Raw genomic sequence first — 19615 nt, 5'->3', positions numbered from 1 at the left:
ATTTGAAAATGAACACCGTTGATTTGCTAGATTTTTTAGGGAAAATATTTTGCTTTTCTTATGGTGCAGAAAATCGAGAAACTATAAAGCCAAAGGCCGGTGTTTAAAAACAAGTAGTTATCCCGACCTGACTGATTTTTATACTTACGCGAACGTTTCCTTCCGATGACAAACCAACTTTTACTACGTTGTTTTTACGCATTTCACCTGATTGTAAGCCTGCTGGGGGTGCAGACCGTCTGCTCGGGCCAGAATAAACCGGCCGCACCCGGGGGGATTCTCCAAGGGCTTAAGAAATTAAACGTTGTCGGGACGGTCTTGTACGTGGCCGCCCACCCCGACGACGAGAATACGCAGATGCTGACCTACCTGGCCAACGAACGAAAGCTCCGAACCGGTTACCTGGCCCTGACGCGGGGCGATGGCGGACAAAACCTCATCGGGCCGGAGCAGGGCGAATACATCGGCGTCATTCGCACGCAGGAATTGCTGGCCGCCCGGCGCATCGACGGGCCGGAACAGTTTTTCAGCCGTGCCTATGACTTTGGCTTTTCCAAATCGACGGACGAAGCCGTGAAAACCTGGGGGCGGGATCAGGTGCTGGGCGATGTGGTCTGGATGATTCGCAAATACCAGCCGGATGTAATCATTACGCGGTTTCCGCCCGACGCCCGCGCCGGTCACGGCCACCACAGCGCGTCGGGGTACCTGGCCGAGGAAGCCTTCAAAATCGCCAACGATCCCACCAAATACCCCGAGCAGCTGAAGTGGGTGAAGCCCTGGCAACCCCGGCGCATCTTCTGGAACGTGTTCATTCCGGGGGCGTTCATGAGCAACAAACGGCCCGACGAAGCAGGCGTGATTGCCGTTGAAACCGGTTTGTACAATCCTTTATTCGGGAAATCGTACGGAGAACTGGCGGCCGAAAGCCGGAGCCAGCACAAAAGCCAGGGTTTCGGTGTGGCGCCGAACCGGGGCGTGAAGATCGATTACCTGCTACTGAAGGGGGGCGACCCGGCCCCCAGCGACCCGTTCGACGGAATTGATCTGAGCTGGAAGCGGGTGCGCGGCAGCGAAAAAGTGCAGCAACTGGTCAACCAAACCATTACGAGCTTCAAACCCGATGAACCGGCGGCTTCCGTGCCGGTTTTGGTGCAATTGTATAAGGCATTAAACCAACTGGACGCCAACAATACGTACGTGAAGGCCAAGCGTTTGGAAGTGGAAGACCTGATCCAGCAGTGTCTGGGATTGTGGTTTGAAACAAACCCGGTGGAGTACGCCGTGGCCCCGGGCGACCGGATTCAGGTCACCAGCACCGCCGTCAACCGCTCTAACTTTCCGGTTAAACTGGTCGGGCTGCAAATGCCGGGTCTGGAAAAAGACACGGCGACCAATCTCATTCTGAAACCCAACGATGTGGCGCAGTTTAAAACGACGGTTTCCATTCCGGCGAATCAGCCCGTTTCGCAACCGTACTGGCTGGAAAAACCGGTGAGCAAAGGCTTATTTCAGGTAAACGACCAGACGCTGATCGGCCTGCCCGAAAACCCGTCTGCGTTTACCACGCTGTATACATTTGACATCGGCGGGGAAAAATTTACCTTCAGCCGGGGGTGGAATTACAAGGAAACCGATCCGGTCGATGGCGAAGTTTACCGACCTTTTGTGGTGCAACCGGTCGTAATGGCGAATCTGGCCGAACGGGTCTACGTATTTGCCGACAACACGCCCAAAACCGTCGATGTGGTGGTGCGGGCTGGCCGGGCGGGCGTTGCCGGATCGTTGAAACTGGAGGTTCCGGCGGGCTGGCGGGTGGAACCGGCGCAAATACCGTATGATTTCAAGCAAAAATCGCAGGAAGTCCGGGTGTCGTTCCGGGTGTTTCCGTCGGCTACCTATAGCGAAGGAAAACTGCGGGCGGTGGTCAGCGAAAGCACGTCGGCCCAGCCGGTAGCCGCCAACAGCCTGCGCGTTGTGGCCTACAAGCACATCCCGACCCAAACAATATTTCCCGCGGCCGAAGCCAAGCTGGTGAAGCTGGACATCAAGGTCAAGAGCAAAAACATCGGCTACATTGCCGGGGCGGGCGATGAAATCCCGGCGGCTCTGCAACAGATTGGGTGTACGGTTACGCCCCTCGGACCCCGCGAAATCAACGCCGGACTGGCGGGTTTTGATGCCATTGTGGTGGGCGTCCGGGCCTACAACACCGAAGACTGGTTGCGCTACTACCAGGCTAAACTGATGGAGTACGTCAAAAACGGCGGTCGGATGATTGTGCAGTACGTCACGCCCGGCAGCTCGTTCATTCAGAACGGTTTAAAGGTGAATCAGATCGGGCCGTACCCGTTCACGGTGGGCCGCGACCGCGTGACGGAAGAAGACGCCAAAATGACGTTCCTCAACCCGCAGCACCCGTTGCTCAATATACCCAACAAAATCACGGATCAGGATTTTCACGGCTGGGTTCAGGAGCGGGGAATTTATTTTGCGCAGGAATGGGACAAAGCCTATCAACCGATTTTCTCGGCCCACGATACCAACGAAGCCCCGAAGGAAGGAAGTTTACTTTACTGCCAATACGGAAAGGGACACTTTATGTATACGGGACTGGTTTTCTTCCGGGAGTTACCCGCGGGTGTACCGGGTGCATACCGCCTGTTTGCCAACATGATTTCGGTCGGAAAGTAACTCCGCCGGATCGGGGAATTCGGTAACAGATTTGAAACAAAGCCGTAGATGGAGCCGCCTGGGAAACTGGGCGGCTCTCATTTTTAGGCCAATCTGGAGGTCAAAATGTCGAAGCGAGCTTAAAAATTCAGGAAAGCGCCTTGTAAACCGTAAATAGCCCCCATTTTTGCGGGACAATTAGGAAGGCAATCATTCATGTGGAAAATCTGGATTGATACCGGCGGAACGTTCACGGACGGTATGGCAACGGACCCGGACGGGCATCTGCACCGAACTAAAGTGCTCAGCAGCAGTAGCCTCCGGGCAGTGGTCAGACCGTCGGGCGAGACGCTCCGGCTGGAAGCTCCCTGGCTGCAGGCACCCATCTTTGGCGGGTATCGGCTGCGGGTTCTGGAAACCGGTGAAACAACGCAAATTCTGAGCCTGGATTCCGAAGGAAACTTACAGCTTCGCAATGATTTGGGGCTTTTGTCTCCAGTAACCGTTGAACTGTCCACGGGCGAAGAAGCGCCGATTCTGGCCGCCCGGCTTCTGACGCTAACACCGTTAGATCGGCCGTTTCCACCGCTGGAAATGCGGTTGGGAACCACCCGGGGAACCAACGCCCTGCTGGAACGAAAAGGGGGGCGGGTGGCCCTGGTGGTTACCAAAGGCTTCCGAGACCTGTTACAAATCGGTACCCAGCAGCGCCCGAACCTGTTTCAACTGGATATTCCACCCGCCGAGGTCGTGTATGAAACCGCCTGCGAGCTTGACGAACGCATGGCTGCCGACGGACGGGTCATTCAGCCTCTGTCTGACCAGACCATTGCCCACCTGCTGGGGCAGCTTCAGGAAGCCAGACCGGACGGAGTTGCCGTGTCGCTGCTGAATGCCTACCGAAATCCGGTTCATGAACAGCAGGTGGGCGATGCCTTGCGGAAGGCGGGTTTTAGCGTAAGTCTCTCCCACGAAATTTCGACGGCGATTCAGTACGTTCCCCGCACGCAAACTACCGTCGTGGATGCGTACTTAAAACCCATTCTCCGCTCATACCTGGCAAATCTGACCCGGCAACTGGGCGGTCGTCCCGTTCGGGTGATGACCAGCGGAGGGGGCCTGGTGAAAGCCGACTTGTTTTTGGCCAAGGACAGTCTGTTGAGCGGTCCGGCGGGGGGCGTTATTGGTGCGGGACACATCGCCCACGCGTCGTCCATCGCCCGGACGCTGACGCTCGACATGGGCGGCACCAGCACCGACGTGGCCCGGTTTGATGGCCGGGTTGATTACCAGTTTACAACGAAAGTCGGCTCGTTTGAACTGCAATCGCCTTCGCTGGCGGTGGAGACCGTAGCGGCCGGGGGCGGTTCGGTTTGCTGGTTTGACGGACAATTGCGGGTGGGGCCGCACAGCGCCGGGGCGGCTCCCGGTCCGGCTTGTTACGGGGCTGGTGGACCGCTGACGGTTACTGATGTTAACCTGCTGCTGGGACGATTGCACCCGGCCCTGTTTGGCATTCCGGTTAGCCCGGAAAAGGCCCGGGCCGCGTTGGAGACCGTTCGGCAGCAAATGGAACGACACACCGGGCAGCCGGTAGAGGAAGAAAGTCTCTTGCTGGGTTTTGAGCGGATTGCCAACGAAACCATGGCGGGCGCGATCCGAAAAATTTCCGTTGCCCGCGGGTTTGACCCGAAAGAGTATGCGCTACTGGTCTTCGGGGGGGCGGGCGGTTTGCACGGTTGTGCGGTGGCGCAACTCCTCGGGATTCAATCGCTCATTTTACCCTTCGATGGTGGTCTGTTAAGCGCCTACGGCATCGGGCAGGCCCGAATCGAGCGAACGGCCGCCGGGCAGGTGCTGCAACCCCTGGCGGAAGTGGCGCCGAACCTGGCAACACTAGTGGGAAATTTGATTCAGAGAGCCACGGACGATCTGCGGCAGGACGTTGGAGCAGACACCCCAATTGAAGCAAGCAACGTGCTCCTTTTCATGCGGTTGCAGGGGCAGGAAAGCACACTCGAAATTCCGTATTCCGGTACCCACTCCCGAACAGCCGATGCGGAGATGGATGCTATTCAGCGGCTTTTTCGGGTACGTTACGAGCAATTGTACGGTCATTTTCCGGCCCATCGTTCCATCGAACTCGAAAGCATTCGGGTGCTTGTCAGCAGTGTAAAACCGCAGGAGCCGGTTCTGGTTTCAACGGCGGTAGCCCGGCCCGTCGAACCGTCTTTTTCGGCGGGAGAGCTGCCCGTGTATGCCTGGACACAGCTGCGGGAAGGCGACTATTTCAGCGGACCGGCGTTGCTGCTGAACACCACCTCGTCGAGCTACCTGGCCACGGGCTGGGAGGTCACGGTGGGGCCAAACCGCAACGCCGTGGCCCGAATTACTGGCCAGGCCGATATCGTTGATGTGCCTTTGCTGGAAGCCGCCCAGACCGAGTTATTTGCCCGGCGGTTTGTGGCCATCGCCGAAGAGATGGGCGCGCAGTTGCAGCGGACGGCCTTTTCGGTGAATGTGAAAGAACGGCTGGATTTTTCCTGTGCCCTGCTGAATGCGAAGGCCGAATTGCTCGTAAACGCACCCCACATTCCGGTGCACCTGGGAAGTTTGGGCGTCTGCGCCCGGCTCGTTCTGGAAAAGCTGCCGTTGGAACCGGGCGATGTAATCATTACCAATCACCCCCAGTACGGCGGCTCGCACTTGCCGGATGTCACGCTGCTGGCGGGGGTATTTACCGACGATGGAGCGTTGATCGGCTACGTGATCAACCGCGCGCACCACGCCGAAATTGGCGGCAAAGTGCCCGGTTCGATGCCCCCCGACGCCACCAGGTTGGTGGAAGAAGGCGTGGTGCTGGAACCGCAGTACATCGTGAAGAAGGGCCGTTTTTTGTGGGATCAAATTCAGAAGCGGTTCGAGGAAGCCGTTTTCCCGACCCGCGCTCTGGCCGAAAACCGGGCCGATATGGAAGCCGCCCTGGCCTCGTTGCGGTCCGGCGAGATGGCGTTGCGGGCGCTGGTCCGGCAGCACGGCTTGCCGACCGTCCGCCAGTATATGCAACGGCTACAACAGTCGGCCACGGACGCGCTCCAAACGGTATTGAGCGGCTATGAAGGGCAAACGTTTTCGGCGGAAGAACAACTGGACGACGGCCACCGGATTTGCGTAACCATCACGGTGAAAAACCAAACCATTACCTTTGACTTTACCGGCACATCACCCGTGCATCCGCACAACCTGAATGCCAACGTCTCCATTCTGAACAGCGCCCTTCTGTACGTTTTACGACTGTGGTGCGGGCCACGGTCGGTCGGGCCGCAGGATATTCCGCTGAACGAGGGGCTGATGGCTCCGGTTAGCCTTCACCTGCCCGCGTGTTTTCTGAACCCGACGTTTTCTGATGACCCGGCGGAGTGTCCGGCGGTGGTGGGCGGAAATACCGAAGTCAGTCAGCGGCTGGTCGACACGTTGCTGAAAGCCCTAGGACTGGCGGCTTGTAGTCAGGGAACCATGAATAATTTTCTGTTTGGAAACGGGCGGTTTGGCTACTACGAAACCATTGGCGGGGGCGCGGGAGCGGGCGACGGTTTTGCGGGGCGCTCGGCGGTGCACCAGCACATGACCAACACCAAACTGACCGACCCCGAAGAACTGGAACGGCGGTATCCGGTGCGCCTGCATCAATTTGCCATTCGGGCCGGCTCGGGCGGGGCGGGGGCGTGGGGCGGGGGCGACGGTATTGTTCGTGAAATCGAATTTCTGGAACCCGTTCAGGCCACGTTGCTGAGTCAGCACCGAACCGTTGCGCCCTACGGGCTGGCCGGCGGAGCAGCGGGCCAAACCGGCCAGCAAACGCTGATCGCTGTCAACGGTGCGGAAACCGAGCTGCCCGGAATTTTCACCCGCCCCATGCAGCCCGGCGAACGCATCCGGATTGAAACGCCGGGCGGGGGCGGGTGGGGCGTTATGAGTTAAAAATTAAGAGTTAGGAGTTAAGAGTTTGCTAAAAGCCGCTATTTTAACTTTTAATTCTTAACTCATAACTCTTACCTTATCAAAACGCTCTCTTTTCGCTCGGGTCTGGGCAGTATTTTGTTCTGGTCGGTAATTTCGGCCGCTTTTATTGGTCCCGGTTCGGTTACAGCCTGCACGATGGCCGGGGCGCAGTACGGATTGAGCCTGCTGTGGGTGCTGACGTTTGCGACGCTCGGGACGGTTTGGCTTCAGGAAGCGGCTTCGCGCATCACCATCGCGACCGGCCGGGATCTGGGCCAGACCATTGCGCTGGCCAATCAGCAGCGCGGTAAAACCATACCGTTGCTCTTGTTTTTGGCCGTCTGGATGGGGTGTGCGGCATACCAGGCCGGTAATATTCTCGGGGCGGTTTCCGGTCTGGCCTTGCTGACGGGCTGGCCGGTCAAAGCCCTGACGGGCGGTATCGGGCTGGTTTGCCTGATTCTGCTGGCTATTGGCTCGACGCAGTGGATTGCCAATTTTCTGGGCATCGTTGTTTTTGCGATGGGCGGGGCTTTTGTGTACGTGGCGTTTGGCGCGCCCGTCTCGGCGGTGGAGGTAACCCGGGCGCTGGTGACGCCGTCGTTTCCGGCGGGTTCGTTGCTGCTCATCAACAGCCTGATCGGAACCACCATTGTGCCGTACAACCTGTTTTTCGGTTCAGGCATTACGTCGGGCCAGACGCTGAGCGAAATGCGGCTGGGCATCTGGGTGGCCGTCCTGCTGGGCGGATTGATTTCGGTCGTGCTGCTGCTGGCGGGGCTGCTCGTTACGGGCGGCTTTTCTTTTACCAACATGGCCGACGTCCTCAGCAACCGGGTGGGAAGCTGGGGCGGCATGCTCTTTGCGTTTGGCTTGTTTGCCGCCGGTTTTGCTTCGTCGCTGACGGCCCCGCTGGCGGCTGCGGTTACGGCCCGGAGTCTGCTGGGCTGGTCGGTAAAGTCCTGGAATTACCGGCTGGTCTGGCTGCTGGTGCTGGGCATTGGTCTGGCGTTCGGCCTGTCGGACTACAATCCGGTGACCATTATTGTGGTGGTTCAGGCCATCAACGGGATTCTGCTGCCAGTGGTGACGGTGTTTTTGTTTCTGGCCGTCAACGATCGCACGCTCATTCCGGAGGCATACCGGAACTCGGTGTTGCAAAACGTCGCGATGCTCACGGTGGTGGCCGTCTCGCTGCTTTTTGGCGGCTGGAACGTCTGGCTGGCCGTGCAGAATTTGTTTCGTTAACGGTTTATCGAAGCCTGCGATCATTCATCACAAAGTTCATTGATTTTGGCTTCGGAGATGCGTACCTTCGGTATCAAACAAGGGACGGTATGAAGACAGGAATACAGATACTGATCGGGTGGGTTTGTCTCGTGTCGCTGAGCGGTTTAAGCGGCTGTGCCAGCAAGGTTTACCAACTCACGCCTGTTTCCGGTGATGTGGCCGAGATCGAAGGTCGACCGACGACGAAAGCCGAAAAGGACGGTATTGCCGTGGTAGCCTCCTTTGAGCGGTTGGATTTGCAATACGTTGCGCTGGATATTGAAGTAAAAAACAAAACCGACCACCCTTTCGAGGTCCATCCGGCCGATTTTGAATACACGGCCCTGGATAAGGAACAGAAAACGCTGTTTAGCGCCGTCGGGACACCCCAGAAACCCCTGATGTTTTCGGCGGCTGATCCGGTTCGGGAAGCCGACCGCACGGCCATCAACCAGCAGCGCGAAGTAAAACGGCTGAAAACGGCCAAGGTGATCAACACCGTGTTGATGGTGGCCGCCATTGCCAGCGACGTGGCTACCTCGACCAACCGCAACAACCACCGGCCCGAGCGCTGGGTGCAGAACCGGGTGACGCACAACAACATCTACGCGGCTATTCAAACCAAGCGCATGATCGACCACGGATTATTTGCCGACCGGATGCAGCGCTACGAGTACGAAACTTACCGTTGGAAGGACTTGTCGATGAAACCCACGAGGCTGCAACCCGGGGAATCCGTCCGGGGATTGGTGTACCTGCCCATGAGCCGGGAAGCCACCTACATGCTGGTCAATTACCCGGTATCCGAACACGAGTCGGTGATGATTACCCTCCGGCAGGAGTGGGTGAAAAAGAAGAAACGGAGAACGTGACAATGACCCCAGCAGCGGCTTGAAAAGGCGGAGCGGTTTGGATGCCCACCGTTAGAATCGGAAGACCGAAACCTTAAAACAGGGCGGTTTTTAAATCACTGACAATCAATCGTGGGGAAATTTTTCGCCGACAATCCCTGTTTACCTCGCAGGAAAGGCTTATTTTTAGCTAACAAATTCTTCCTGAAAACAAGGACTGATGCAATTTTCCCACCTCCACTGCCATACCCAGTACTCCCTGCTCGACGGGCAGGCTGAAATCAAGAAACTGATTAAGAAGGCCAAAGCCGATAACATGCCCGCCGTCGCCATTACCGACCACGGGAACATGTTCGGCGTGTTTGAGTTTGTGGCCGAAGCCGCCAAGCAGGGCATCAAACCGGTGGTTGGCTGCGAGTTTTACGTGGTGGAAGACCACACCAAAAAGCAGTTTACCAAAGAACAGAAAGACATTCGCTACCACCAGCTGCTGCTGGCCAAGAACCCGACGGGTTACAAAAACCTGATCAAGCTCTGCTCGCTGGGCTACATGGAAGGCTTATACGGCAAGTATCCGCGGATTACGAAGGAGCTGATTGACCAGTACAAGGAAGGCTTGATTGCGTCGACCTGCTGCATCGGGGCGTCGGTACCCAAAACCATTTTGAAGAAAGGCGAGGAAGCCGGGGAGAAAGAGTTTCAGTGGTGGCTGGATCGGTTTGGTGAGGACTATTACGTCGAGCTGCAACGGCACGAGATTCCCGACCAGATCAAGGTGAATGAGGTGCTAGTGCGGTTGGCCCGGAAATACAACGTCAAAATTATTGCTTCCAACGACTCCCATTACGTGGATCGGGAAGATTGGGTCGCGCACGATATCCTGCTATGCGTCAATACCAACGAAAAACTGAGTACGCCCTCCGAAAAGGAGTTTAACGACGAAGAAGGCTTCAAGAAAGGAACCCGGTTTGCGTTTTTTAACGACCAGTTCTACTTTAAGAATACCGAGGAAATGTCGACGCTCTTCAAGGATTTGCCGGAAGCGATTGACAACACCAACGAGATTGTCGACAAGGTGGAAACGCTGAAGCTGAAGCGCGACATTCTGCTGCCCAACTTCGTGATTCCCGACGGCTTTGCCTCCCAGGACGATTACCTGGAGTTTCTGACCTTCGAAGGGGCCAAGCAACGCTACAAGATTCTGTCGCCGGAAGCCGATGAACGGCTGCGGTTTGAGCTGGGTGTCATCCGGCAGATGGGTTTTGCGGGATACTTTCTGATCGTTTCCGACTTCATCAAGGCCGGGCGCGACCTGGGCGTGATGGTTGGCCCGGGCCGGGGCTCGGCGGCTGGTTCGGCGGTGGCCTACTGCATCGGAATCACCAACATCGACCCCATCAAGTACAACCTGCTGTTCGAGCGGTTTTTGAACCCCGACCGGAAGTCGATGCCCGATATTGATACCGACTTTGACGACGAAGGCCGTCAGAAGGTGATCGACTACGTGGTCAAGAAATACGGGAAGCAGCAGGTGGCCCAGATCGTGACCTACGGTACGATGGCGGCCAAGTCGGCCATTAAAGACGTGGCCCGCGTGATGGAGTTGCCGCTGCCCGAATCGAACGCACTGGCCAAACTCGTGCCCGACAAGCCGACCTACAACATGACCCTCAAGAAGATTTTTGAGGATCCGATTGATTCGCTGGGGCAGATGATCCAGCCGGAGGAGGTCGAGAACGTGAAGCGGATGCGGCACATCGAATCCGGAAACGATTTGCAGGCCAAGGTGCTGAAACAGGCCCGGAAGCTGGAAGGCAACATTCGGAACACCGGGATTCACGCGGCCGGGATCATTATTGCGCCGGAAGATCTCTCGAACATTGTTCCGGTATCGACGTCGAAAGAATCCGAACTGATTATCACGCAGTACGAGGGCCGGGTGATCGAGGATGCGGGCGTTATCAAGATGGACTTTCTGGGTCTGCGAAACCTGACCATCATCAAGGAGTGCCTGCGGCTGATCCGGCAAAACCACGGCGGTTTTTTCATTAACGGTGTCGAAACCGACATTGACGACATTCCGCTGGACGACGAGGAAACCTACAAACTCTTCCAGCGCGGGGAGACGAACGCCATCTTCCAGTTCGAATCCGACGGAATGAAGAAATACATGAAGGACCTCAAGCCCGACCGGTTTGAGGACCTGATTGCCATGAACGCCCTTTACCGACCGGGTCCGATTGCCTACATCCCGACATTTATCAACCGGAAACACGGGCGCGAGGAAGTGAAGTACGACCTGCCGGAAATGGAAGAATACCTGGCCGACACCTACGGCATCAACGTCTACCAGGAGCAGATCATGCTTCTGTCGCAGAAGCTGGCTGGTTTTACGAAGGGTGATGCCGACGTGTTGCGGAAGGCAATGGGGAAAAAAGACAAGGCGACACTCGACAAAATGAAGGGCAAGTTTGTGGAGGGTTGCGCAGCCAACAAACTGAACATCAAAACCTGCGAGAAAGTCTGGACCGACTGGGAAGCGTTTGCCTCCTACGCCTTCAACAAATCGCACTCGACCTGTTACGCGTTTGTGGCCTACCAGACGGCCTTCCTCAAGACGCACTACAAAGCCGAGTACATGGCGGCCGTCTTGACGAGCTGCTTGGGCAACATCGAAAAGATCACTTTCTTCATGGAAGAGTGTAAGGCGATCGGCATTCCGGTTTTGGGGCCGGATGTAAACGAATCGGAGCGGTTTTTCGGGGTCAACCAGAAGGGCGAAATCCGGTTTGGGCTGGGGGCTATCAAAGGCACGGGGGATGCCGCCGTTGAATCGATCATTGAGGAACGCAGAAAAGGCGGTCCGTTCAAGGATATTTTTGACTTCGTCATCCGGGTTAACCTGCGGACGGTCAACAAGAAAACCCTCGAATCGCTGGCTTACGCGGGCTCATTTGACAACCTGGGAGAAATGCACCGGGCGCAGTTTTTCGACATTCCGGCGGGCGAAACGGCCACCTTTATTGAGAAGCTGACCCGCTACGCCAACAACTACCACGCCGAGAAGTCGGCGGCTCAGCAGTCGCTGTTTGGGGGCGCTGGCGGGGAACCCAACATTCCGCTTCCCAAACCGCCGAATGTTCAGCCCTGGAGCGAAATCGAAAAACTCAAATTCGAGAAAGAGGTCGTTGGTTTCTACATCTCCGGCCACCCGCTGGACGAATTCCGGATCGAACTGGAAAGCTTCTGCACCTGCACGGTGGACAAGCTGTTTGATGAATCGAACCAGGGGAAAGAAATAACCGTTGGGGGAATCGTGTCGAGCAAACAGCTCCGGCAGTCGAAAAACGGGAACCCGTTCGTGATTTTCAAGTTGGAGGATTACAACGGCTCGGTTGAGATGAGTTTGTTCGGGGAAGATTTTGTCCGGCTGGGCAATTATATCGAGGAAGGGCTGTTTCTGCACGTGAAAGGAAAGCTGCAAAACCGCTGGAACTCCGACGCTTTTGAGTTCCGCCCGAACTTCATTCAGTTGCTTACCGAGGTGCGGACAAAATACAGCAAAGAACTCTCTGTGCAGCTGGACTTAAAGCTGATCAACAACGAGTTTGTGGCCAAAATAACCGATTTGGTGAAAGAATATCCGGGCTCCTGTAACCTGGTGCTTCGGGTCACCGACGAAGAAGATCGGCTGGAAGTCAGCATGTTATCGCGCCCCTTCAAAATTACGCCCGTCAACGAGCTGCTCAAAGCGCTCGATGCGATGGACGGGGTAGGATACCGACTGAATTAAAAACGTTCGGCGGCTATCGATCACACCGAGTGTTATGAACGATAGCCGCCAATGAATATACTTTATTTCTTTTCCTCAAATTTATCGACATTGACCCGGATTTTTCGGTCGGGCATTTCGGCTACTTCCATCAGAAACGTTATTTTGCCGTCTTTGCCTTCGAGCGTAATAATGGCATTCTGCTGATTACCCGATGGATCGTCAAAACGCGCTTTGATCACCGATTTTCCTTCCTTGTAGGGAACGCTCCAAGTACAGGTGTTGGATTGAATTTTTCCGTTCATTTTGCGGTCCTCATTTCCGGGCCTAATCACCACGTCCGTTTTGTTGATCTCAATGGTGCTTTTTTCATCCACGGTTCGCTCCACAGCACCGGTTGCGCTGAGGTATTCGGTGTTGGAAACGGCCAGCGCCAGATCTTTGTCACATTGCGCGTAAGCGGGTAAAAGGCTGCCCAGGAGCAGGGGAAGCAGGAGGAGCTTTTTCATTAGTTGTCGTTGGATTAAGGTGAATCTAGTCAAAAGTAAAATCTTATGAGCTACTTTGCAAAACCTAGTAGCTTGCATTGTAATTTATTTGACGAGCGGTTAACTGCCTGGACAGAAGGATGCTAGCGATTTAGCATAAAGCCCGTAGAGCGGAATAAGCTTTCGGAGGTTGCGTTGTCGCCGAAAGGTCCATTGCATTCAAACAATTGGATGAACTTTTTTCAAATCCAAAACATTGTACGTACAGATGAGTTAAAATACTATATATAACCGAGACATAGTCATGGCAAAAGCGATTGAAATAACCGACGCTAACTTCGCAGATGTAATCAATTCCGATAAACCTGTCTTAGTAGATTTTTGGGCCGAATGGTGTGGACCCTGTAAAATGATCGGACCCGTTGTGGAGCAACTGGCCGGCGAGTACGAAGGCAAAGCCGTTGTCGCCAAAATGGACGTTGATATGAACGCCCAGGTTCCGGCGCAATTCGGTATCCGCAGCATCCCGACCCTGATGGTTTTCAAAAACGGTAAAATGGTTGATAAAGTAATCGGTGCCGTTCCGAAAGCTGTTCTGGAACAGAAATTAGTTGCCCATCTGGAGCATGATCATAGCAAACACGAGTAACTCATACCGGCAAATGGTTAGATAATTCCTAATTCTGATCGTTTTCGCCGAAAAAGGTACCTGTTTTGGGAAGAGGTTACTTTGTTTCCAACCCCATTATCTATTTACAAAAAAGCCGGGCTGCCAGTCTGGCTTTTTTGTTGACGGGTAAGTCCATAAACTGCCTTTCAGGACTTGTCCAGTTTCGTCTTTTGGTCTATATTACCGTACACCGAATACGGCCCAAACGATGAAACAACTTCTCCTGCTGATTTCTTCTCTCCTCACGCTGCCGGTCCTGGCACAACCCTTTACACCGGACGAAATTGCTCGCTGGCAAAAGCGCGCCCGAACCATCACCATCACCCGCGATACCTGGGACATCCCGCACATTTACGGCAAAACCGACGCGGATGTGGTTTTCGGGCTGTTGTACACGCAGTGCGAGGATGATTTCGCGCGTGTGGAGGAAAACTACATCGACGCCATTGGGCGCATGGCGGAAGTGGAGGGCGAAGAGGCATTGTACCACGACATCCGAGCGCGGCTTTTTATGGACACCACACAGGCCATTGCACTCTACAAAAAATCGCCATCCTGGATGCGGGAGTTGATGGATGCTTTTGCCGATGGCACGAACTATTACCTCTACACCCACCCAAACGTCAAGCCGCGGCTGCTGACCCGGTTTCAGCCCTGGATGCCGTTGATGTTCAGCGAAGGCAGCATTGGCGGTAACATCAGCGTCATTTCCACCGACCGGATCAAGGCGTTTTACACCAACTCAAAATGGTCGTCGCATCGTTACGATTTTGAAAAGCACGAGCGCGAACCCACCGGCTCCAACGGTTTTGCCATTGCACCGTCTAAAACCGCCAGCAAAAATGCCATGCTGCTGATCAACCCGCACACCTCCTTTTACTTTCGCTCGGAAGTGCACCTGGCGAGCAAAAAAGGCTTGAATGCCTACGGAGCCGTTACCTGGGGGCAGTTTTTTGTGTATCAGGGCTTCAACGAAAACTGCGGCTGGATGCACACCTCCGGAAATTCCGATTCGGTGGATGAATACCTGGAAACCGTCGAAAAGCGCGACGGAACGTATTACTACAAACACGGCAGCGAGTGGAAACCCGTGCAAACCCAAACGGTAAAGTTTCCCTACAAAACGGCCAACGGTATTCAGTTCAGAGAAGTTACGCTTTACCGCACGCACCACGGCCCCGTAGCCGGTCAGTTGGGGGATAAGTGGATCACTATCAATATGATGAACGATCCGCTGAACGCGCTCGCCCAATCGTACCTGCGCACGAAAGCGAAGGATTACGAGAGTTATAAAAAAGTAATGAAGCTGAACGGAAACGCGACCAACAACACGGTTTATGCCGACCGAAAAGGCACCATTGCCTACTGGCACGGTAACTTTATTCCGAAGCGCAACCCGAAATTTGACTGGAACAATCCCGTTGATGGCAGCGATCCGGAAACCGACTGGAAGGGGCTGCACGGCATCGACGACATTGTACAGGTGAAAAATCCGGCGGTTGGCTGGATTCAGAACTGCAATTCGACACCGTTCACAGTTTCGGGGCCTGACAGTCCGGACCGCAACAAGTATCCGGCTTACATGGCACCCGACGGCGAGAACTACCGGGGCATCAATGCCGTTCGGACGTTAAGTAAAAAATCCATTTTTACGCTCGATACCCTCATTGCGGCCGCCAACGATCCGCACCTGCCCGGTTTTGACGACCTGATCCCGGCCCTGGTAAAAGCCTACGAAATCGTCGGAAAACAGTCGGAAACGCAGCCCGAGGCCGTGGCCGAAGCCATCGAAATCTTACGGGCCTGGGACAAAACTTACGGCGTCAACTCAGTGGCCACCACGCTGGCGGTGCATTGGGGCGAAAAAATTCAGCGGTTGGCCCGAACCCGGTTTCCGGCCAACGAACGGTTCGACTTTCTGACGTTTACGGCTTTCGTGATCGAGAAAACCAGTTCGGAGGAAAAAGTGAAGCTGCTGGCTGAGGTCATTGACGAGCTGAACCGGGATTTTGGCACCTGGAAAACCGGCTGGGGCGAAATCAATCGGTTTCAGCGCCTGACCGGAAAAATTCAGGAAACCTACGATGATTCCAAACCAAGCTTTCCGGTGGGCTTTACCCCTTCAACCTGGGGTTCTCTGGCGTCTTTCGGGGCGCGGACCTATCCCAACACTAAAAAACGGTACGGTTACGTGGGCAACAGCTTTGTAGCCGTCGTTGAGTTCGGCGACCGCGTCAGGGCCCGGACCGTGGTCAACGGCGGGCACAGCAGCGATCCGAGGTCACCGCACTTCAATGACCAGGCAAAACTGTTCAGCGAAGGAAAGTTTAAAGATATCTGGTTTTATCCCGAAGACGTTCAGCAGCACGTCGGACGAACCTACCACCCGGGCGAGTAAGTCTGCCGTTTAGTCCGTCTGCGCCGTACCCGCCAGCATGGAATTGTAAACCATCCGGATCTCCGCAAACGTCACCCCGTCGCCCAGACCGGCTTTGGCTTCCGTCAGGGTTTTGGGCGTGTGTTTTTCCAGGTAAGTCCGGATGGTTTCGACTTTTTCGGCGGGCACCAATTCATACACCGATAGCTGGCCGGAACTGATAAACTGCGCCAGGTGGCCTTCCACCGTCGAAGCCGCAATGTTTCGCTCCTGGGCAATGTCGGTGACGGTTTTCCCCTGCCGAAAGAGCGCCAGGCTCAGGGCGGGCGATGGCGTTTTGTTTGGTTTTTCCGGGGCTGACGAAGCTTTTGTCGCGGATTCATTTTCAAGGAAAGACCGAATGATGGTCAGAACGTCTTCGCCGATCATGCGGGCTTTTACCTTGCCGAATCCCTTTATTTTCAGGAGTTCATCGAGGGTCGACGGTTTGGAGCGGGCGAGTTCGGCCAGCGTTTTGCGGGGTAGGATGGTATGCGCCACGGTATCCAGTTCGCCCGCCAGATCCTGCCGCCACTTCGCCAGTGCGTCGTAAAGCGTCCGGGGCTTTTCGTGGCCGGATCGTCCCTCATCGCTTTTCCGACTTGCCTGCTTCCGGATGGACTGAAACTCCAGTTCGGCATGGTTTCGCGTCTTCTGATACACCAGGGCCTCAAAACCGTCCAGCGTAGCCTCGAAGCAGTGGAGTTTGATGAAAAGCTCTTTTTCCAGCTCGTCCAGCGACTCGTGCAGCGCTTCCCGTACCTGCTTGTTGTCCGTCTCGGTCGGAACAGAAGCCAGCATGGGCTGTAGTTCGTTACGAATCAAATCTTTGAAGTAGACCCCGGCTTTGCGAACACGCTCCTGCAACGGCTGGTTTTCTTCCGCCAACAAATCCCCGGCGAAATACCGGGGAAGCTGCTGACGAAACCGTTCGGTCACGTCACGGACCTTTTCCTGAAACACGGCATTGAACTGATTCAGCGCCGGTTCAAGGCCCTCGTCCAGACTTCCTGCGTGTTCGGCTCCGGTTCGGCGGCAGCGGTTGATCAGGTAGTGCGTTCGTTCAAACGAAAACAAATCCAGCAGCAACTGTTCCTGATTCAGTTGTTTCGAGTGCCAAAGCTCCTGATCATCGGGCGTTTGCTGCTGCACCTGCTCGTGAAATTCTTCCAGCAGCAACTCGGTTTTGATGCTGTGCGACGGAATTGGTTCCCGCAGCACCAGCCCCTCCAGGGTTTTACACCGGCTTAGGGCCACGTAAACCTGCCCGTGGGCAAAGGCCGAAGCCGCGTCGATGATGGCTTTTTCAAACGTCAGTCCCTGACTTTTATGAATGGTGATGGCCCAGGCCAGCTTCAGCGGATACTGAACAAACTTGCCAATGGGCTCCTCCTTGATTTCGTTGGTTTGCGGATCCAGCGTGTACCGGATGTTGACCCATTCCATGGGGCTAACGGTCAGTGTGTCCGGATCGTGCGGGCATTTTACGTAAATCACATCGTCGTCAATATCCGTAATCTGCCCGATCTTGCCGTTGTAAAACAGTTTTTCGCGCGATGCATCGTTCTTGTTAAACATCACCTGCGCGCCCACTTTCAGTTCCAGGCTGGCTTCAGTTGGGTAGGCGTGGGCGGGAAAGTCGCCTTCAATCGTGGCTTCGAACGTGTGAAGTTGAGTAGTCAGCGATTGCAGCTTCTGGCTGTTCAGTTGCAGGGCGGCCTGGTTGTGGGTCGTCAGAGTAATGTATCCTTCGTCGTCCTGGGGCGTAAAATTCGGGATGAACCGCTGGTTCAGGTCGTCGAGCTGCGCGCGCGTTATCCGTTTTTCCCGGACGCTGTTCAAAATCTCGATAAACCGTTGGTCGGCCTGCCGGTAGATGTGATCCAGTTCGAGGCTGATGTACGGTGTTTTTTGCAGAGCCCGGCTTCCGAAAAAATACCCGGTGTCGTAGTACGGTCTCAGCAAGGCCCAGTCCTCATCGCGGATGACGGGGGGCAATTGCTGCATGTCGCCAATGAGCAACAACTGCACCCCGCCGAACGGTTCGGGTCGGTAACGAAACCGGCGCAGGACCGCATCAATCCCGTCGAGCACGTCGGCCCGGACCATGCTGATTTCGTCCACAATGAGCAGATCGAGCGTCCGCAGCAGGTTGATCTTTTCGCGGGTGAATTTCCGGGTTTCCCGGTTCAGGGCGCCCGGCACCAGCGGCCCGAATGGCAACTGAAACAAAGAATGGATGGTAACACCCCCGGCATTGATGGCGGCTACCCCCGTCGGGGCTACTACCGCCAGTCGTTTGGACGAGGTGTTTTTAACCTGGTGCAAAAAAGTCGTTTTTCCCGTACCGGCTTTCCCCGTCAGAAACACGTTGCGATTCGTGTGCAGAACAAAGTCGTGGGCGAGTTGAAGTTTTTCGTTAACAAGGGTGGGCATAAAGCAACAACAAATCAGCGAGTCTCGATAAGGAGTTACAAATGAACGGTTCCGGACTACGTACCGCCGTAAAAAGAACAAAATACGGAAAGGAAAGATCACGGACCATTAAATTTTCCGCAAACCGAGTTTCTCGTATTCCACGCGGAGATGACGGATCGCAAAACCCGGCGACCATTTCTTAACAATCTGTTCAGAAGGAAGTACAACGGGTAAATAAATAAAATACAAAATAATTGCTTATAAGTGCAGTCACTTTTAAAGTCATAGTAAAATAATCATAAATTTTTACGGAGGGATGAGTATGCTGATCAAGATTTGTATCTTTACTCATCAGATGATATGATGACTACAGAACCAATATTCATCAAACGCGAAAGCCTGGCCGATGCGGTGGTCGGCAAACTCCAGGAGCAAATCGCTTCCAGCCAGTACAAAATTGGGGAAAAGTTACCTTCCGAACCCGAGCTGATGCAGCAGTTTGGGGTGGGGCGTTCAACCGTCCGCGAAGCCATCCGGATTCTGACCAACAAAGGGCTGATCCGGGTTCAGCAGGGGCTGGGTACGTTTGTGGAATTGCAGCAAACCAACGTCGAGCCTTTTCACCAGAGTCTGCTGCGGGCCGAGGGACCCGAAGTAAACGAAGTCCGGCAGTTGCTCGAACTGAAAATCGCCGAGAAAGCCGCCTTGAACCGGACACCGGAGGACGTTGAGGTGATGACGGTCCTGCTGCAAAAACGGCACGATGCCGCCCTGCAAAACCAGCCCGAAGCCTGCATCGAAGCCGACATTCAGTTTCACATCCGGTTGGCGATGGCCTCCAAAAACGAAGTTCTGGCCGATTTGTACAAGATCATCGCCGACAAGATGAAGAAATCCTTCATGGAAGTCTTCATTACGACGGAAACCCTGCTGAGCAAGCAGAGTATGCACACATCTCTTCTGCAGAGCGTTGCAGACCGCGATCCTAAAAAAGCCTGGTATTGGGCGGCTAAGATCACCGGGCAAATTCAGTAACCCGTTGCTTCGTCGTACCGC

At 55.0% G+C, this 19615-nt stretch carries 10 protein-coding genes; 8 read left to right on the top strand and 2 right to left on the bottom strand.

Going from position 1 to position 19615, the window contains the following annotated elements; genetic code table 11:
- The first annotated feature begins 165 nt into the window (after positions 1 to 165).
- The 5 genes from OQ371_RS21425 to dnaE all read left to right on the top strand — a co-directional run bounded on the left by OQ371_RS21425 (position 166) and on the right by dnaE (position 12588).
- On the top strand, positions 166 to 2694 hold the full coding sequence (locus OQ371_RS21425; protein ID WP_265990371.1) for a PIG-L family deacetylase: 2529 nt from the start codon (positions 166 to 168) through the stop codon (positions 2692 to 2694).
- A 195-nt stretch (positions 2695 to 2889) separates the two neighbouring features.
- Entirely contained in the window at positions 2890 to 6654 is a 3765-nt protein-coding gene (locus OQ371_RS21420) for a hydantoinase B/oxoprolinase family protein (RefSeq protein ID WP_265990370.1), read from the top strand.
- Positions 6655 to 6771: 117 nt separating this feature from the next.
- Positions 6772 to 7923: an NRAMP family divalent metal transporter gene (locus OQ371_RS21415; RefSeq protein ID WP_265990369.1), complete on the top strand. Its 1152-nt coding sequence runs from the start codon at positions 6772 to 6774 to the stop codon at positions 7921 to 7923.
- 89 nt (positions 7924 to 8012) lie between these two features.
- Entirely contained in the window at positions 8013 to 8816 is an 804-nt protein-coding gene (locus OQ371_RS21410; RefSeq protein ID WP_265990368.1) for a hypothetical protein, read from the top strand.
- Positions 8817 to 9015: 199 nt separating this feature from the next.
- Positions 9016 to 12588: a DNA polymerase III subunit alpha gene (gene dnaE, locus OQ371_RS21405; protein ID WP_265990367.1), complete on the top strand. Its 3573-nt coding sequence runs from the start codon at positions 9016 to 9018 to the stop codon at positions 12586 to 12588.
- Between the two features lie 62 nt (positions 12589 to 12650).
- On the opposite strand, the gene OQ371_RS21400 is transcribed toward dnaE, so the two are convergent.
- Positions 12651 to 13076 carry a hypothetical protein gene (locus OQ371_RS21400; RefSeq protein ID WP_265990366.1) on the bottom strand — a complete coding sequence of 142 codons (426 nt, stop codon included), beginning with the start codon at positions 13074 to 13076 and terminating at the stop codon, positions 12651 to 12653.
- Positions 13077 to 13359: 283 nt separating this feature from the next.
- On the opposite strand from OQ371_RS21400, the gene trxA reads away from it, so the two are divergent.
- Together trxA and OQ371_RS21390 are read left to right on the top strand one after the other, a co-directional pair.
- A complete protein-coding gene (gene trxA, locus OQ371_RS21395) occupies positions 13360 to 13704 on the top strand; it encodes a thioredoxin (protein WP_265990365.1) in 345 nt (114 codons plus the stop codon).
- 229 nt (positions 13705 to 13933) lie between these two features.
- The gene (locus OQ371_RS21390; RefSeq protein WP_265990364.1) at positions 13934 to 16123 is read left to right on the top strand and encodes a penicillin acylase family protein; all 2190 of its coding nucleotides are present in this window, start codon (positions 13934 to 13936) and stop codon (positions 16121 to 16123) included.
- 9 nt (positions 16124 to 16132) lie between these two features.
- On the opposite strand, the gene OQ371_RS21385 is transcribed toward OQ371_RS21390, so the two are convergent.
- Positions 16133 to 18577, bottom strand: a complete 2445-nt coding sequence (locus OQ371_RS21385) for a helix-turn-helix domain-containing protein (RefSeq protein ID WP_265990363.1) — start codon at positions 18575 to 18577, stop codon at positions 16133 to 16135.
- 342 nt (positions 18578 to 18919) lie between these two features.
- Here OQ371_RS21385 and OQ371_RS21380 point away from each other — a divergent pair, with 342 nt between their 5' ends.
- Entirely contained in the window at positions 18920 to 19594 is a 675-nt protein-coding gene (locus tag OQ371_RS21380; protein WP_265990362.1) for a FadR/GntR family transcriptional regulator, read from the top strand.
- The last annotated feature ends 21 nt before the right edge of the window (positions 19595 to 19615 follow it).

The sequence above is a fragment of the Larkinella insperata genome, assembly GCF_026248825.1.
GTDB classification, from domain to species: domain Bacteria; phylum Bacteroidota; class Bacteroidia; order Cytophagales; family Spirosomataceae; genus Larkinella; species Larkinella insperata.
The sequence above is the reverse complement of the archived record's forward strand: the minus strand, read 5'-3'. Positions and strand labels throughout refer to the sequence as shown.

Coding starts and splice junctions, on each gene's coding strand:
- OQ371_RS21425 (WP_265990371.1), top strand. CDS start 166: ATGACAAACCAACTTTTACTACGTTGTTTTTACGCATTTCACCTGATT.
- OQ371_RS21420 (WP_265990370.1), top strand. CDS start 2,890: ATGTGGAAAATCTGGATTGATACCGGCGGAACGTTCACGGACGGTATG.
- OQ371_RS21410 (WP_265990368.1), top strand. CDS start 8,013: ATGAAGACAGGAATACAGATACTGATCGGGTGGGTTTGTCTCGTGTCG.
- dnaE (WP_265990367.1), top strand. CDS start 9,016: ATGCAATTTTCCCACCTCCACTGCCATACCCAGTACTCCCTGCTCGAC.
- OQ371_RS21400 (WP_265990366.1), bottom strand. CDS start 13,076: ATGAAAAAGCTCCTCCTGCTTCCCCTGCTCCTGGGCAGCCTTTTACCC.
- trxA (WP_265990365.1), top strand. CDS start 13,360: ATGGCAAAAGCGATTGAAATAACCGACGCTAACTTCGCAGATGTAATC.
- OQ371_RS21390 (WP_265990364.1), top strand. CDS start 13,934: ATGAAACAACTTCTCCTGCTGATTTCTTCTCTCCTCACGCTGCCGGTC.
- OQ371_RS21385 (WP_265990363.1), bottom strand. CDS start 18,577: ATGCCCACCCTTGTTAACGAAAAACTTCAACTCGCCCACGACTTTGTT.
- OQ371_RS21380 (WP_265990362.1), top strand. CDS start 18,920: ATGATGACTACAGAACCAATATTCATCAAACGCGAAAGCCTGGCCGAT.